Raw genomic sequence first — 16,713 nt, 5'->3', positions numbered from 1 at the left:
TTATTTTTTCTTCGATTTTGCAATCACTTTATTCACATCGATGTCTTGCGGCAGATAGTTGAAGAACGTATCTCCACGTACACCTAAGCGAAGCGTTTCGAGCGGAATTACCTCGTTTGGAGCAATGTTTCCTAAGTTCACATTAGCGCCCAACTGATTGATGAACCACACTTGCTGTGCCTTTATAGGTGCTTCCCAAAGAATGCTGTCCTTCGGAATCACATCCAATATCTTATTGATGAGTGAAACGTGAGCAGAACCATTTGGGCGATAAATACCAACATTTCCACTTTCTCGTGCTTCAGCAATCACTTTCCACGAACCAGCTTCCAATTCAGCTTTCATCATATTCTTCCATTTGCTTGGATGAATGATGATACCTGCTTCCTTCGAGCCAACCTCAGAAAGTGTTCTGAAATCTTTGGCCATTTCATGAATAAGCTCGCATTTCGTGTTGTGGTTCAATTCAATTGAACCATCCGAAACCTCAGCAGTATCCAATCCTAATTTATGTAGCAGTTTACGGTAATCGTCAAATTGGCCGCGGATCAAAAATGCCTCGAAAAGCGTTCCGCCCAAATAGACCATGATTCCCGCATCTTGGTACAGTTTGATCTTCTCCGCCAGATGCTTGGTAATGAGCGAAGTGCCAAAACCGAGTTTGACAAGATCGGTGAGATGATCACTGGATTCAATCAGGTTTTCAGCTTCACGCAAGCTCAAACCTTTGTCCATCACCATGGTTAACCCAGCTTCTCTGGGTTTGGACGCTCTTTCTGGGATGTTACTTAGTTCGAAATTCATTATTGACCGTAGATCTGAATGAGATCCATTACCCGTGGTATGTTGATGGCTTCAGGAAATTGCTCGAACAAAAGTAGGTGTTTGTGATAATCCAGTTCGAGGCCATTCTGTAGAAAGTTCAAACCTTCAACTATTTGACCAGAAGCCAGCAGGAAAGCAGCTTGTCTATAATGCAACTCTGCATTTTCTGGAGAAATTTTCAACGCTTCCATCAGCACTTCAGTTCCCATTTCCCGATCAACATGATGAAAGATGAGTTCTGCTTTAGAAATCCAAAACCGTTCTTCTTCAGGGCTGATGGAATTGGCTTTTTCCAATGCATCGATGGCCGCTTCGTAATCACCAGATTGTTCTTTCAGATCGGCCAGAAAGTTCCAATATTCAGGATCGGTCGGGTCAATTTCCAGTGCTTTTTCTATGTACGGTAAGCACTCGCTGTAGCGTTCTTGTTTCTCTCTCACCACGGCCATTCCATACCAAGCTTCTGAATGAAACGCATCCGAATCTGCAATTTCCTTGTAGCGTTCAAAAGCTAGTTCGAAATCCTCTCGTCCTTCAGAACATTCGGCAATTCCGATCAGCGCATCCACGTTATCTTCATCGAGCAACAGGACTTCCTCGAAATGTTCCTCGGCTTTATCCCAATTTTCAATTTCAAGAAAACAATCACCGATTTCCTGTAGCGCCATCAAGTGTTTGTCACTTACTGCCAAGCAGAATTCAAGTGCCCAAATGGCTTTTTCAAAATCTTTTTGCTTGATATAAAACGTTGATAAGTTGTACCAAGCATTGTATTGATACGGATGCTCGTCCAAATACTTTGTGAAAAATTCAATGGCCGAATCGCTATCGCCCATCATATCGAACAGGAAACTGATCTCGTAGATCAATGCTTGATCGGTTGGAGAATCCATTAATCCGATCTTCAGTTGGCTTAAAGCTTCCAATTGATTGCCGAGCGATTGATATTCGTAGGAAAGCAACAATCGGACATCACTCGGATTTTCGGCAGTTTCCAATGCCCGATTGTAAATCTCAACCGCTTGTTCGTGCTTGCCAAGTTTACTTAAAATGCTGCCTTTGGTAATCAGCATTTCCGGATTGTTGGGCATAATGGCCTCTAACAGATTAATGGATTTCATGGCGCCTTCATAATCGCCTTTCAGCCCTAGAATATCGGCCCGTTTCAGTTCAAATTCGCTGCTGTGTGGGTGCTGGCTAGAAGCCAATTCAAGCACCTTCCACGCTTTTTCCAACTCGAGCCTATCCATATAATGATCGATCAGCTCCTCGAGGTCCGCAACGTCAAAATAGTATTGATCATCGTGTGCAAGCATATGCTCGAAACGCACAACGCACTCGTTCAGTCGTTCTTCTTCCTGTTCGTCTCCAGAGTTAGAATGCATGGCCTACGGTTTTATCAAGGGTAAGAATAATTTGAACGTTTCTATCCGTTTGTTCGCGGCTTATTTTCAACAGCAATTGTTTAAAAAAAGTATAAAAGGGCGGCAAAAATAGGTGAATGACACGGAAGTGGTCTTTCTGCAATGGTACTTTTGCGCAATAAACTCAGCGATGACCTTAATAAAATCGATATCCGGAATTCGGGGAACAATAGGAGGAAAGACAGGAGATGGTCTGACTCCGTTGGACGTGGTAAAATTCACTTCCGCTTACGCTGAATTCTTGAAGAAACGTTCGAGTAAAAAGAAACTGACCGTGGTTGTTGGGCGCGATGCGCGATTGAGCGGAGAGATGGTCAGTAGTTTGGTTCTGGGAACCTTGACCGGCTGCGGAATTGACGTGATCGATCTCGGACTTTCTACTACACCAACGGTGGAAGTTGCCGTGACAGCTGAAAAAGCCGATGGCGGCATTATTCTTACGGCTAGTCACAATCCGAAGCAATGGAATGCGCTGAAATTGTTGAACGAACTAGGTGAGTTTATTTCTGGTGAAGACGGCACACAATTGCTGGAGATCGCTGAAAACGATGCTTTCAATTTTGCTGAAGTGGATAATCTTGGTTCTATCCGAAAAATGGATGATTACATCGATCGGCATATTAATATGATTCTCGATCTTCCACTCGTGGATGTTGAAGCCATCAAAAAAGCAGATTTTCATGTTGCCATCGATTGTGTCAATTCAACAGGCGGCATAGCATTGCCAAAGCTGCTTTCCGCTTTGGGAGTTAGCAAAGTGACAGAATTATTCACTGAACCAAACGGTCATTTTCCGCACAATCCAGAGCCGCTTCCTGAGCATTTGACAGAACTTTCATCAACCATTAAAAAGAGCGGGGCAGATGTGGGTTTTGTGGTTGATCCAGATGTGGACCGTTTGGCGATGGTTTGCGAGGACGGAGAAATGTTCGGAGAAGAGTATACGCTTGTTGCTGTGGCCGATTTCATTCTCAAAAACAAGAAAGGAAATACGGTTTCCAATCTTTCATCAACACGCGCACTACGTGATGTGACGGAAGCTGCTGGTGGAACCTACAATGCGAGTGCCGTGGGCGAAGTGAATGTGGTAAGCATGATGAAGGAAACAAATGCGGTTATTGGTGGCGAGGGCAACGGAGGCATCATTTATCCGGATCTACATTACGGTCGAGATGCGCTTGTTGGAATTGCACTTTTCCTTACCCATTTGGCCCAAACGGGCAAAACGGCTAGTCAGCTTAGAGCGTCTTATCCGAGTTATCACATTTCCAAGAACAAAATATCGCTCACGCCAGAAACTGATGTTGATGGAATTCTTGTTTCAATGGCAGAGAAGTATAGATCTCAACCAGTGAATACCGTTGATGGCGTGAAGATCGAGTTTGGTAAGGAATGGGTTCATCTCCGAAAATCGAACACAGAGCCGATCATTCGTATTTATAGCGAAAGTGAGAACGAAAGCACAGCCGAAAACTTGGCGAATAAGATCATCGGAGACATCAAAGAGTTGATGAAAGGTTGAGAAAGAATTGCTGATTTGTCTAAAGAAAGGCGACATTGGTAACTAGTTGGAACTAATTATGCAGCCAAAATAACTAGCCATGAAAATTTACCTTGATAACGCGGCAACTACTCAGATTGATTCTGAGGTGATTGAAGCCATGTGTAAGGTGATGCAGGAGAACTATGGTAATCCTTCGTCAGTGCACGGTTTTGGTAGACAGGCGCGAGCGGAAATTGAACGGGCAAGACGAACTGTTTCCTCTTTATTGAAAGTGTCTCCTTCCGAGATTTTCTTCACTTCAGGAGGAACGGAAGCCGATAACATGGCCATTCTTTGCAGCATCCGCGACCTTGGAGTGAAACATATTATCACCTCAAAAATTGAGCATCATGCAATTCTACATTCGGTAGAAGCAGCTGAAGCTGAACATAATGTGAAAGTGAATTATGTGAAACTGACCGAAAATGGTCATGTTGATCTTGCTGATCTGGAACAACTGCTTAGCGAGAGCGAGAACACCTTGGTTTCGTTGATGCATGCCAACAACGAGATCGGAAATCTGATAGAGCTGAAGAAAGTTTCTGAGTTGTGCAGGAAATATGGAGCATATTTTCATTCAGATACAGTTCAGACCATGTGTCACTATGCGTTTGATCTTTCTGCTTTGGATATCGATTTTATAACGGCATCAGCTCATAAATTCCATGGTCCAAAAGGAATCGGTTTCCTGTATATCAATTCAAATGTGCGCATCAAACCAATGATACATGGCGGAGCGCAGGAACGGAATATGCGCGGTGGAACCGAAAACATCTACGGTATTGTTGGACTTGCCAAAGCCATGGAAGTGGCCTATCGCGAATTGGAGGCTCATCATCAGCACATACAAGGATTGAAAACGTACATGATAACTGAGCTTCGGAAGCACATTCCTGACGTTCGTTTTAATGGTGATGCTGAGGGAAATTCGCTTTACACGGTTTTGAACGTCTGTTTCCCAGATACGCCAATTTCAGAAATGCTGCTCTTCAATCTCGATATCATGGGCATTTCAGCCTCTGGTGGAAGCGCTTGTTCGTCAGGAAGCAATGTCGGCTCGCACGTGTTAGCAGCATTGGTACGCGATCAGAAACGACCTGCCATTCGGTTCTCGTTCAGTAAATACAACACGAAGGATGAAGTTGATGTGACCGTTAAGAACCTTAAAGTGCTCTTCGAGAAACAAAAAGCCTTGAATTGAAATGAATTCAATGCGCGTTGAGTTCAAAATGGAGCTTGAAGTGCGCGGAATGTATGAGTTTTCAATAAAAACCTGTGGATAAATATCAAGTTGTCCACAAGGGTTGATCTCTACCTTTGACGGGTTAACAAACATTAACTGGACATGAAAAAATCATTACTCACTTTTATATCATCAGCTTTCATATTGAATGCTGTCGCTCAATTTCAGCCAGCCAACGCAAGCTTCGATGATTGGGAAACATTGAATGGACCTATCTCTAATACATACGATGAACCAGTAAGTTGGAACACAGCAAACGAGTGTACGGCCATCTTGAACGTAACTCCTGTTACCAAATCTACTGATGCACATTCTGGATCACACTCTATTAGATTAGAGTCGCTTGATGGCCCAGGACCAACTATTGTAATGAACGGTGTGGTTACAACAGCTCAGATGATCTGCTCGGCCAATTCAGGAGGGCAAGAAGGCGGAGCTGATTTTTCTGGAGTCATGCCAGATAGTATTGTAGGGTGGTATAAGTATGCTCCGGCAAATCAGGATTCTGCATATTCTCAGATCATGTTTTTGGCCAATAACGACCAAGATACGGTGTCTTACACAAGAGTGAATTTTACAACCACCGTTTCATCTTGGACTCGTTTTTCAGCACCGATCACACAGGCTACTGGAACACCTGAAAAGTTGAGTCTGTTTTTTAGTTCAAGCTGGGGAGATGGCGCCCAAGGCCAAGCTGAAATTGGTTCAATCATGTATGTAGATGCGGTTCAATTCATTTATCCGTTCGGTACTGGAATCAATACTGTTACCAATGAGAATGATTGGAATGTATATCCAAATCCTGTTTCAGGAATATTGAATATTCAAGGTTCATCGTTGGAACCAGCAAATTTCGAATTGCTGGACATTACGGGAAAACGAATGATGTTGAAAAGAATAGGAGCAGGAGCGTCTTCTCTTGACTTAAGTAAATTAGTTGCAGGTGTATATCTGTATCAGATCAGTTCTATGGATGGTACATCTGTACGAACAGGAAAATTATTGGTAAATCCTTAATAGGATAATTTTTATTTGAATGAGGGAAACGCTTTAGTAATAAAAGTGATTTCCCTCTTTCAGTTATAAAGCACAGCCCATGAAGAAGTTGTTGTTTGCCGTCATTTTGGGAATTTCCGTTCACTCTGGTTTTGCGCAGGAGTTTGGAACTTTATCAGGGACGGTTTCGGATGATGCCACTGACGAAACACTGATAGGTGCCAATGTGGTGATGTTGGAAGATAGAGGCAGAGGCGCATCTACAGACATTGATGGTAATTACTCATTCACACTTCCTCCAGGAAAACATCAGGTAATCTGTTCGTTCACAGGTATGAAAGCAGATACGATATCGGTTGTTATCGTGAGTGGTAAGATTACGAACAGGAACATTATTCTCGGGATGAATGTGGAACAGCTTGGAACGGTAGTGGTTTCAGCGGGTAGGTTTGAACAGAAGCTGGAAGAACTTACGGTCACTATGAATGTGATCAAACCGGAACTTATTGAAAACCGGAATTCCATGAACATCACTTCTGCGTTGGAACAAACTCCAGGTCTTACCATCATGGACGAAGAACCACAGATAAGAAGTGGTAGTGGCTACAGTTTTGGAATAGGAAGTAGGGTTGCCATTCTGGTTGATGATCTTCCTGTTTTGAATGGTGACATCGGTAAAGCAGAATGGAGCTTCATTCCTACGGAAAATGTGGAGCAGATTGAAGTTATAAAAGGCGCATCATCCGTACTATATGGTTCTTCTGCTTTGAGTGGAGCAATTAACGTTCGAACGGCATTTCCGAAAGACAAGCCATTAACCAAGGTCAATATTTTCACAGGCTTTAGAAGCGCGATTCTAGAAGACGATGCTTCAGTGGGGAAACGAATTGCCAACTTCTTCGGATTGGATGCTTCCAAGGCCAACGGCAAAAAATGGTGGGATGGCGTGGCCAATTTTTCAGGCATGAACTTCATGCATTCTAGAAAAATCAAACAATTGGACGTAGTGATCGGAGGAAATTTCCTCTATGATTATGGCTACATCGGACCGCAAAGGCCCGTGAAGTCTGTAGCACCTAGCGACTTGGCTGGCTTAGGTTATGTGGACCTATTCAATACTGATAAGGATACTGTTGCTGATATTCCGAACGACAAGGTGCGGGAGGTAAGAGGAAGATTGAATTTCAATTTGCGCTATCGCAATAAGAAGGTGAGTGGATTGAATTACGGATTGAACGGGAACTTCATGCGAAGCAGCAAGAATTTTTCGCTTGTTTGGCAATCCACAGAATTTGACCAATCAGGACAGTATCGTTCTTATCCTGGTACGATGACGCTTACGGAGATCACTACTTTTTATTTGGATCCATTTGTGAATTACGTAACGCCAATTGGCGTGCAACACACTTTCCGGTCAAGAATATTGTACAACCACAGCGACAATTCGAACAACCAATCTGTACAAAGCACGGTCTATTTTGGCGAATACCAATTGCACCGAACGTTCGAGAAAATGAAAGACCTGAATGTGATTGTCGGTGCATCTGGGAGCTATACTCAATCAAAATCTGCCATTTTCGTAGGAGGAGACTCATCTGGCGTAAACAATGCCAAGAATTTCAGCCTGTACATGCAGTTGGACAAGAAGTTCTTCAAAGCGGTTAATGTTTCGGTAGGAGTGAGAGGAGAGTATTTTCAGATCAATACAACAGAATTTGTTGTTAGACCTGTGTTTAGAACGGGGCTAAGTTGGAAGGCTGGCAGAGAGAGCTACATTCGAGGTTCGTATGGTCAGGGATATCGTTTCCCGACAATTGCCGAGAAGTATATTCTCACAAGTTCTGGTGGCTTGGGCGTATTTCCAAACCCAGATTTGAAGCCTGAAACCAGCTGGAACATGGAACTAGGTTTCAAGCAAGGTTTCAAGATCGGAAAATTCATGGGCTATTTTGACCTGGTTGGATTCTGGCAAGAGTACAACAACAGCATTCAGTTCGTAATGGGACGATATTCCAAGGATGATGTGCTTCCTGGGTTCAAGTTCCTTAATACAGGCAGGAATCGAGTGCGAGGAATTGAAACATCTGTAATGGGAGGTGGCCAGTTCACAAAATCATTGGGAATGAGTGTAATTGTTGGATATACGTACACCATTCCTGAATCTGTAGAACCTGAAAAAGTGTTCTATTCAGATTCCACTGGAGGAGGATCCGTTCAGCAACACACTCATTACAGCACATCAATAGACTCGACCAAAATCCTTAAGTATCGTTTTCAGCATTTGGTCAATCTTGATCTTGAGTTTACTTACAGAAAGTGGTCTTTGGGATATACTTTCAGGTATTACAGCTACATGAAGAATATCGATAAGGTGCTTTACAGTCTTGATTCAAATGTCAAGGAAGCAACTGGTCATGATCAATTTGATTCAGGTATCATTACACAACGCGGAGATACGGAGCTTCAGGATTGGCCGTCTGGTACAGCACCACCGTATTACGTTATCAGTGATAAACACAAAGGAAATTACGTGATGGATGCTCGAGTCAGCTTTCAGGTTTCTGGATGGCTGAAGGCTGCGTTCATCGTAAACAATCTGTTGAACAGCTCTTATTCGTTGCGTCCACTTAAAATGGAACAACCAAGAACGGCTTCCATTCAGTTCACTGTAAAAGTTTAGGCTACGCAGCTAACTTGATTATCTCGAGGTAATTCGGCTTTAGCAAGCCTTTGTCGAAGTATCCTCTAGCCTTTAAAAGCCTGTGCATTTTCGGAAGGTTGTAGCTCGGAACTGTCATTAGCAAATGGTGCTCAGCATGATAATTGACATGGTGCGGTGCGGATAGCATTTTCTCAATGAAGTTGGCGTAAGTTGTTCTTGTGTTCAGATGATTATCAGTTCTATCAGGAACAACGCTATGTTCTGCAATTGATCGAATTCGTAAGCAAAACTGATAAGTGGTGAAATAGGCAACGATCCACAATAGGTAAAGCCAGCCATTTCCTGTTGACCATAGCGCAAACCACATTAAGGTGTTCACGACTATTGGACCGGCCATATTCTTGAAAAACAGGAATATGTGCCAAAGGCCTTTTCGTTCCGATTTAGAAATCCGTTCAACTCGTCCTCCTAAATTGAATCTCCATAGCTCGGATTGAATCATGACCAGTGCCACAAGGATTTTCAAACCAGTCAGTCCCGTTAGGTCTCTGGCGATTTTCCGTATCAGACTTTTTGTTCCTGCCGGATAGCCTTTCGTAAGGTCAATGTCTGGATCATTATCCTTTCCAGTATGAGAGTGGTGGGAGAGATGATAGGGACGATAACGAGCAACATCTAAGAATATGGGGAAGCCACCGAACAGGTTTCCGAATATTTCGTTTGCCCGTTTAGTTTCAAATTGCGCATGATGCGATGTGTCGTGCATAATGATGGCGCAGGCAAGCTGCTTACCGCCAAGGATCCAAATCGAAACAATGATTGTGAACGGATTCGGCCAGATGCCAGAAATGGCAAAAGCAATGCAGATCCAGAACCATGTATCCAATATTTCTAATGCCGCCTTTACGTTCGATTTTTTAAGCAAGCGTTGTATTTCATCTTTGCTTAAATAGTCGTTGGCGTTCATCTATTTGACGCTGGTTTCGTTTTCGAATACGAATTTGGTGATGTCTGTGTCATCACGGAAATAGTAAACACCGCCCCAGTTATATACCACTTTCTTGTACACGTAGGTCATATTCTCACGCTTCACGGTTATCTGTGTGATCTTCCGATTCACTTCTTCAATCAATTCTTCCGTTCGAGAAACTACGTTTCCAGCATCTTTTATGGCCAGACTCTTTCTTTCTTCTTCCATTTTAGCTACAGCTTCAGACCTATCTCGCTGCTGCGATTCGCTAACGGCCTTTGCTTGTGCCAATCGTCTTTGCTCTGCTTCAAAATCAGCTTGGGCTCTTTTTTTCCGTTCTTCTTCGTAGGCTTGGTCTTGCAACGCTTTTTGCCGTGTTTCCTCTGCCAGTCGTGCTTCTTCAGTTATTCTCTTTTTCTCAGCTTCTGCAGCTTGTAATGCAGCTGATCGCGCTTCTTCGGCCATTCGAGCATCGGCATCTCGTTGCCGTTTTTCAATCTCTTCCTTTTCTAATTGTGCTCTTCGTTTTGCTTCCTGAGCAGATTCTTGCTCAGCCTTCTTCATTTCGGCTTCAATCTCAGCCTTCTTTCTGGCTCGTTCTTCTTCAGCCAATCTAACAGCTTCTTGTTTCTTAGCTTCTTCATCGGCTTTGGATTCAGCCTTTTGTCTGGCTTCTTCTGCAGCTCGCATTTCTGAATTTCGCTTGTCTTCATCAGCTTTGGCCTGCGCCAACCGCTTTTCTTCAGCTCCTTTTGCCTCAAGTTGTTTTCTCGCTTCTTCTTCCGATTTGAGCTGAGCTTCTCGCTGCTCCTGATCTAGTTTTTCTTGTACTGATCGTTTCTGCTCCTCATCCAATTTGACCTGTGCATTTTGCAATTCTTGCTCTTTCAACGCTTGTTTTTCGGCCAGTTCCTGTTCTTGTTTCTTTCTTGCTTCTTCAGCTAGTCGCGCTTCTTGTTCTTGTCGTTTTTTAGCTTCTTCTGCGGCCTTCGCTTCTGCAAGAAGTCGTTGCTCCTCTGCAGCATTTGCTTTGGCCTCTGCTGCCAATCGTGCTTCCTCAGCTTGTTTTGCTTTTAAAGCTTCTGCCGATGGGTCAGGTTTGTTTTCCTTCGCAGCTTCATATTCTTTATCAAAATTGATCAGGGCAGATCGAATGCTTTTCGTGTAATCTGTATCGTAGGTAAAAGCGTCTTCCTGTGTGTCGTAGAACCACTTCGCTACAGGCTGGTTGAAGATGACTGTGTTTACGCCTTCATACTGTTCAAATATTTCTACCGCAAAGTCAAAGTCCAGGTCATCTTCTCGAATATCCTCTGGTACATTTTTGGTGCTAATTTCTACCCGTTTAGTTATGTACCCCGGTTTTTCGAACGTAACGATATAACTATTCCCAAAACCAAGCTCCGGAACCATCTTGGCTTTTCCGGGCTCAAAAACCTCTTTAACTTTTCCGTTTTCGGTAATTGTGACCTTGGTGTCGTTGAAATTTCCTCCGTTCACTTCAAACTTAATGAGGATGGACAAGTTCTGTCCCATCAGCTCTGATGAAACAAAAACCAGTAAAAAGAGTAATAGTCGTTTAAACAAAAATGGCATTGGCCAGATAGTTGTATCTGAGAAAGTCTTAAAAGTAGAAAATCCTACCACTTGCATATCCTTCCTTTACCTTTTCTTGTTTTCAGTTTGATGTTCGTAACTGCCATCAGTTATGGACAAGATGTCGATGCGCGTATCGATGCATTTAACGAAGCTATCGGGAAAGAATATAACGTGAGTAATAAGGGGAAGATTCTGTTAGTTAATGGTTTCCGAGAAGGCAAACAGGTTAAAACAGAAAAAGTGAATGTGTTTGATCTGGACATGGCGACACTGAAGTTTTCTGAAACGGATAACACCGTTTCTGTCAATTGTCATTCCGATCTTGATGGATGTGTAGATCAGGTATTGGTTCTGGATAAGAAAAAAACTTACAGAAAGCGCTTGGTCTTCGGTTTGTCTGATGGCATTTCTGGCCTTGAAATCGTAGAAAAGCTTCGACTAATGTTGAATGAAATGGTTAAAACTTATTGAAATGAGAAAGTTGATCCTGTGTGCGTTCCTTTTTTGTGTGGCTTTTCAGAGCATTGCTCAAGATGCAGAAGCTGTTTTCAATCAAGCTGAAAATCTATTCGCTTCTGGAGAATACGAACAAGCATCGGCACTTTATACTCAGGTGATAACCGCTGACCCTGAAAACGACAATGCTTATCTAAGAAGAGGATTTTGTTTCTCGGTTCTGAAAAAATATGATCAAGCCGTTTCCGATTTCAGTGTTGTGATTGACAAGCATCCAAATCATCCGTTCGCTTACATAAGTCGTGGAAGCGCGCACAATAAGTTGGAAGAATACAAAAGTGCGTTGATCGACTTTGACAAGGCGTTGAATCTTGATCCTGATAATCAAGAAGCATACAACAATAGAGGTTGGGCCATGAATGGAATGGGACTTTACAAAGAGGCGTGTGCCGATTGGAATAAGTCTAAGAAACTAGGTAATGAAGAAGCCAAGTTGATTTTGAAGAATAATCACTGTAAATAAAACGTCATGAATTTTATATCGAGTTTATTGCTTGCATTCAGTATTACTTTTTTCGCTGTTAATCCTAAACCGGATACGAAGAAAGTTGACCAGATGAGTTACACGGATTGTCTGGAGAAGTATAGGTCTTCTTGGGGCGAAGAATGTTCTCAGTGTACTGCTTGGAAGGATAGCTACGTGGTGTATCTCAAAAACACCTGTGACGAATCAATTGATGTGATGATTTGCGTTCAGGAAGACAATAAGCAATGGAAGCGTTTTCATCATACGAGCATGGCGCCAGGAGATTCGTTACGAGCCTATGCCTGTGTTGGAACTGGAAAGTACCTTTCGTGGGGGAGAAGAGCAGGGGATGAGAGCGTTGTATTTCCGAGCATTGAACAGGTCAATCAGGAATACAATAAGTGATCAACGCGCGTTGTAGCGCATGCTTAAAGTCATATTGAATTTCGCTACGGCTTCGTCCTGATACTTGTCTGGAACTGTAGCAATAACTTGAATTTCTACGTTTTTCCTTTCACCGTCTTCAATCGTTTGATTGAATGCGGCCAGTACTTTTTTTCCATCAAGGCATGTAAAATGAACATCGCCATCTGCGCGCTTCAAGAACTCCGCGTTCAGATCTTTGAAAACAACTGAAACGTTCTTTTTTGTCTTGGCTAAATAGTCAAATGCAATCCAAGCACCAGTAACATCGGCACCAATTGCCAATGCCCCAAAATAGACACTGCCTAAATGATTACGCGTTTTCCGGTTCAGCGGAATTCTGACCACAGTTTTATCGTCCGAGTATTCAACCAGTTTTGCATTTACAAAACCGATCAATCTGATTTTAAAAAGGCCAACCAGTTTGAATCTCAGGTTGGCCTTTTGAATAGGATTTAGCATCGAGCTGCTTTATTAGAAGTCAGAATCACCGACTACTTTTCTAGGTCTTTCGCGTCAATTCTGTATTTGTGAACCCACGCATCCGGCACATCCTGTTTACGTGTTTTCTTCATCTCTTTCACAGCAGGTTTAAGGCTGTCAAACTTCGTTGAATAAACATAGAACCACTTTCTTTCTTCATTGTAAACAATGATGGCGTCTCGACCTTTCGACTTCCAAATGTCGATTGCTTTCCATGCGTTCTCCACTTTTCTGAACGATTCGATGACCACATAATAACCGCTTTCAAGTTCAGCCTTTTTCATTCCCACAGAACCGTCTTCTTGTCGGTAAGGAGTGATCTGTTGAAGCATGCCTTTCAACTTGTTAGTGTCGATCATTCGGCTGTTTACATCTTCAATCTCTTTGTTCAGTCCGTCAATCTCACGCTTCAATCTTTCTAGATCATCATCATGTTGATCCACACGTTTTTTAACGCCATCCACTTCAATTTCCAATGAATCCATTTTAGAACCCAGCACACCTTCCAACGAATCCATTTTAGAATTGAGCAATTCGTTATCCTGTTGCATTCCGGCCATATCGTCTTCCAGTTTCTTGATTTTCTTCTTGAAACCATCAAGACTGAATCCAAGCATGATCTCGTTTGACCATGGAGCTCCTGGTTTACCGTCTATTCCATTGAGCGTGAAATCGTACGCATACGCAAGCATGAATTTGTCAGCTATTTTAACGCCAATCGCAGCTACTGGTCCAGTTTCCGCTCTCCAAGTGAATGAGGTCCAAACAATTTGCTTGTAGCCGAATTTCACTGTGGCATCGTAAGACAGATTTGTCTTGTAAGGCAACCAACGCACTAAGGCTGAAGGAGCGATTAACCAATCTTTCTTTATCCAGAAATCATAACCCGCATAGAACTTAAAGTGACGACTTAGGTCGTAGCTGTATGAATTGTCCTTGGCTCTGATCTCAGCCACAGTTTCTAAAACGTGTGGGGCAGAAGCACCAATTTCAAGACGATTTCTCCAGCTATACTTCAATCCAGCATTCATGTCGAACGTGGTGCTTCCCACATTTCCATTGGCCAAAATCGCATCTGTTGGGTCTTCCACAATTGCATCAGTCAGGTTAAGCTGCGTGTGATTGATACCGAAACCTACGCCTAAACTCAGTTCATGATCGGTCGCCAGTTTGATGTCATGCGCATAAGCAAGCATGGCATTGATCGTGGACACAAAATTGGTCTTATCGTAAATCAGGTTTCCTCCAATATTGGTGTTCTTTCCAAGCGGAGTGTGTAAACTCACCAACGCGGTAGTAGGCGAACCCTGCACGTTTGTCCATTGATTTCGGTAGTTAACAAAACCAACAAGCCCATCACTGTATCCAGCGTTGGCCGGATTTATCAGAAATCGGTTTTCCTTGTAGAGGCTCGACATTGGTGTTTGCTGCGCGATTGCAGACCAGCTTTGAGCGATAAGCCCAAGGATGAAAAGTGAAACGTATATCTTTCTCATTCGAGTAGGATTTCGTGTGGTCAAAAGATTAATTAATGTAAGATGGTCACGGCACCGTCAAAGCGGTCTTCCTTGCCATCACATTCAATAACATAATAATAGGTTCCGTCAGGAAGTGGATCGTTATTGAACGTTCCTTTCCAGTCGTTTTGGTATGCGTTAGAAGAGTACACTTCCAATCCCCATCGGTTGTAAACCTTTACAACACAATCAGAATAGCATTCGATGTTTCCAATGTAGAATCGTTCGTTTGCACCATCTCCGTTCGGAGTAAAGAGGTTCACTGGTTTCAGGTTGTAGTCAACGTCAACTTTGATATTGACATCAATGGTTGATTGACATCCGTTCAGATCTGTTCCTAAAACCGAGTAAGTGATGGTTTCTTTCGGAGAACTGATAGGTGTAGCGCTCGTTGCATCATCCAAGTAAGTTTCGGGGTTCCAATTATAGAAGTTCGCTCCTGCAACCCATAACGGAACTTCTTCTCCTAAACTGACCGTTGTATCATTACTGATTGTCAACTCAGGCAAAAGCCAAGAGTAAACCAAGATGGAGCCAGTGCCGACACACCCATGCTCATCTGTTATCAATACACTGTAATCGCCTGTTGTATCTACGGTAATGGATTGGGTGATTACACCTGTGCTCCAAAGCGTTGGTGTTCCTATAGGATTTACTGTAAGTGTAACGTTCTCGCCTTCGCAAAAGAAAACTGGACCATCGGCTGTTATTTCAGGAGTAGGAAGTGCCCAAACGTGCACGTAATGCTCAATTGTATCTCTACAGCCATCTGTAGTGTAAGCAACCAAACTTACATTGAAGCTATCTGCGGTGTTAAACTGGTGGAAAGGATTTGGTCCAGCACCGGTGTTTCCATCCGAATAGTCCCAGAAATAACTTTCAATCGTTGACCCTTTAGGATCAGTAAGATTGGTGAAGTTGGTAGGATTGCCAAAGCAAACCTCTGTGGCAGAAAAATCGGCTCTTGGAGTAGGATGAACTGTAACGGTCTGTACAAGCGTATCTGCGCAACCATACGATGTAAGACCAATAAGTTGAACCTGCGCTGGACCTGCTCCAGAAAAAGAGAACGAAGGAGATTCAAGCACAGAGTTTCCTTCAAGTCCAAATGTCCAATTGTAAGAAATCGTGCCTACCACATTTCCAGTAAGGTTGGTGAACTGAACAGCAGTGTTTTGACAAGCATTGTCGAAACTGAAATTCACGTAGGGAAATGGAGCAATCGTTACCAACTGGAATGTATCGTTCACGCAACCTTGGTCTGATGTTACCTGAAGTCCGATCTGGTAGTTTCCATCTGTAATGAATTGGTTGGAAATGTTCTGCCCAGTGGCATCATCATAAAAACCGTTTCCATTCAGTTCCCAAGCATAGCTGGAAATCTGTCCTGAGCTCACTGTGCTAATTCCTGAAAGTTGAGTCAAGTCTCCTAAACAAACATCTGAAACAGAGAATCCGACCGTTGGCATTGGGTCAACAGTAACGTTGGCTGAAGTGGTTGATTGACATCCGGTATTTGATGTGACCAACAGACCAACAACATAGCTTCCAGCAGAGCCGAAGTTGTGTGAAACCAGTGTTCCAGTAGCATCATCGTATAGTCCATCATTATTCAGGTCCCATTCCCAGCTGACAACAGATCCAGAAGCAATTGTTGATTGATCTTGAAGAACGGTAGCAGAACCTTCGCAGACATCTGGCCCAGAAAAATTAGCTGTTGGAACTGGATTTACTGTAATCAACTTGTATACCGCTGCGGGAGCATCCATATCAGTAACGATCTGAAGTCCTACGTTGTAAACACCTGGTGTGTTGAACTGAAAATTGATGCTAGGTCCAGTAGCGTCATCAAACTGCCCATCAGCATCCAAATCCCAATTCCAATTGGTGATCTGTGCACCTCCTGAAACCACAGAAGCATTGGCAAAGGTGGTTTGTGATCCTTCGCACACAGTAGTGGTGGTGTAATCAACCGACACGATGGTTGCATTGGCATTAAATGCCAATAGGGTAAGTATGGAAAATAGGATTCTCATCTTTTTCATC

General features: G+C 43.1%; 14 protein-coding genes. 7 read left to right on the top strand and 7 right to left on the bottom strand.

All coding sequences use genetic code 11. From position 1 onward, the window contains the following. Together K9J17_02945 and K9J17_02940 are read right to left on the bottom strand one after the other, a co-directional pair. Entirely contained in the window at positions 1 to 804 is an 804-nt protein-coding gene (locus tag K9J17_02945) for a phosphosulfolactate synthase (protein MCF8275667.1), read from the bottom strand. Continuing rightward, positions 804 to 2,210, bottom strand: a complete 1,407-nt coding sequence (locus K9J17_02940; GenBank protein MCF8275666.1) for a tetratricopeptide repeat protein — start codon at positions 2,208 to 2,210, stop codon at positions 804 to 806. The genes K9J17_02945 and K9J17_02940 overlap by 1 nt, the downstream gene beginning before the upstream one ends. A 169-nt stretch (positions 2,211 to 2,379) precedes the next feature. Here K9J17_02940 and glmM point away from each other — a divergent pair, with 169 nt between their 5' ends. The 4 genes from glmM to K9J17_02920 all read left to right on the top strand — a co-directional run bounded on the left by glmM (position 2,380) and on the right by K9J17_02920 (position 8,711). After that, on the top strand, positions 2,380 to 3,771 hold the full coding sequence (glmM, locus tag K9J17_02935) for a phosphoglucosamine mutase (GenBank protein MCF8275665.1): 1,392 nt from the start codon (positions 2,380 to 2,382) through the stop codon (positions 3,769 to 3,771). A 79-nt stretch (positions 3,772 to 3,850) separates the two neighbouring features. After that, a complete protein-coding gene (locus K9J17_02930; GenBank protein MCF8275664.1) occupies positions 3,851 to 4,993 on the top strand; it encodes a cysteine desulfurase in 1,143 nt (380 codons plus the stop codon). Between the two features lie 144 nt (positions 4,994 to 5,137). Beyond that, on the top strand, positions 5,138 to 6,052 hold the full coding sequence (locus K9J17_02925) for a T9SS type A sorting domain-containing protein (GenBank protein MCF8275663.1): 915 nt from the start codon (positions 5,138 to 5,140) through the stop codon (positions 6,050 to 6,052). Between the two features lie 79 nt (positions 6,053 to 6,131). After that, positions 6,132 to 8,711 carry a TonB-dependent receptor gene (locus tag K9J17_02920; protein MCF8275662.1) on the top strand — a complete coding sequence of 860 codons (2,580 nt, stop codon included), beginning with the start codon at positions 6,132 to 6,134 and terminating at the stop codon, positions 8,709 to 8,711. A 1-nt stretch (position 8,712) separates the two neighbouring features. Here K9J17_02920 and K9J17_02915 read toward each other — a convergent pair whose 3' ends face one another. Together K9J17_02915 and K9J17_02910 are read right to left on the bottom strand one after the other, a co-directional pair. Further along, the gene (locus K9J17_02915; GenBank protein ID MCF8275661.1) at positions 8,713 to 9,660 is read right to left on the bottom strand and encodes a fatty acid desaturase family protein; all 948 of its coding nucleotides are present in this window, start codon (positions 9,658 to 9,660) and stop codon (positions 8,713 to 8,715) included. Further along, on the bottom strand, positions 9,661 to 11,199 hold the full coding sequence (locus tag K9J17_02910; GenBank protein MCF8275660.1) for a hypothetical protein: 1,539 nt from the start codon (positions 11,197 to 11,199) through the stop codon (positions 9,661 to 9,663). A 150-nt stretch (positions 11,200 to 11,349) separates the two neighbouring features. On the opposite strand from K9J17_02910, the gene K9J17_02905 reads away from it, so the two are divergent. Genes K9J17_02905 through K9J17_02895 form a run of 3 tightly spaced genes read left to right on the top strand, consistent with a single transcriptional unit; the run spans position 11,350 to position 12,649 of the window. Next, positions 11,350 to 11,733 (top strand): hypothetical protein, encoded by a 384-nt coding sequence (locus tag K9J17_02905; GenBank protein MCF8275659.1) that lies wholly within the window; start codon positions 11,350 to 11,352, stop codon positions 11,731 to 11,733. Position 11,734: 1 nt separating this feature from the next. After that, complete coding sequence (locus K9J17_02900; GenBank protein ID MCF8275658.1) at positions 11,735 to 12,241, top strand: tetratricopeptide repeat protein; 507 nt, start codon at positions 11,735 to 11,737, stop codon at positions 12,239 to 12,241. Positions 12,242 to 12,247: 6 nt separating this feature from the next. Continuing rightward, entirely contained in the window at positions 12,248 to 12,649 is a 402-nt protein-coding gene (locus K9J17_02895) for a hypothetical protein (GenBank protein ID MCF8275657.1), read from the top strand. On the opposite strand, the gene K9J17_02890 is transcribed toward K9J17_02895, so the two are convergent. The 3 genes from K9J17_02890 to K9J17_02880 are packed head-to-tail and all read right to left on the bottom strand — an operon-like array spanning position 12,650 to position 16,703. Further along, complete coding sequence (locus tag K9J17_02890; GenBank protein ID MCF8275656.1) at positions 12,650 to 13,129, bottom strand: DUF4442 domain-containing protein; 480 nt, start codon at positions 13,127 to 13,129, stop codon at positions 12,650 to 12,652. Between the two features lie 32 nt (positions 13,130 to 13,161). Continuing rightward, entirely contained in the window at positions 13,162 to 14,646 is a 1,485-nt protein-coding gene (locus tag K9J17_02885) for a PorP/SprF family type IX secretion system membrane protein (protein MCF8275655.1), read from the bottom strand. A gap of 32 nt (positions 14,647 to 14,678) precedes the next feature. Then, positions 14,679 to 16,703, bottom strand: a complete 2,025-nt coding sequence (locus K9J17_02880; protein MCF8275654.1) for a gliding motility-associated C-terminal domain-containing protein — start codon at positions 16,701 to 16,703, stop codon at positions 14,679 to 14,681. Positions 16,704 to 16,713 lie beyond the last annotated feature (10 nt).

Source organism: Flavobacteriales bacterium (assembly GCA_021739695.1).
In the GTDB taxonomy this organism is placed as follows: Bacteria; Bacteroidota; Bacteroidia; order UBA10329; family UBA10329; genus UBA10329.
Note: the sequence above shows the minus strand (reverse complement) of the source record. Positions and strands in the feature narration are given on the sequence as shown.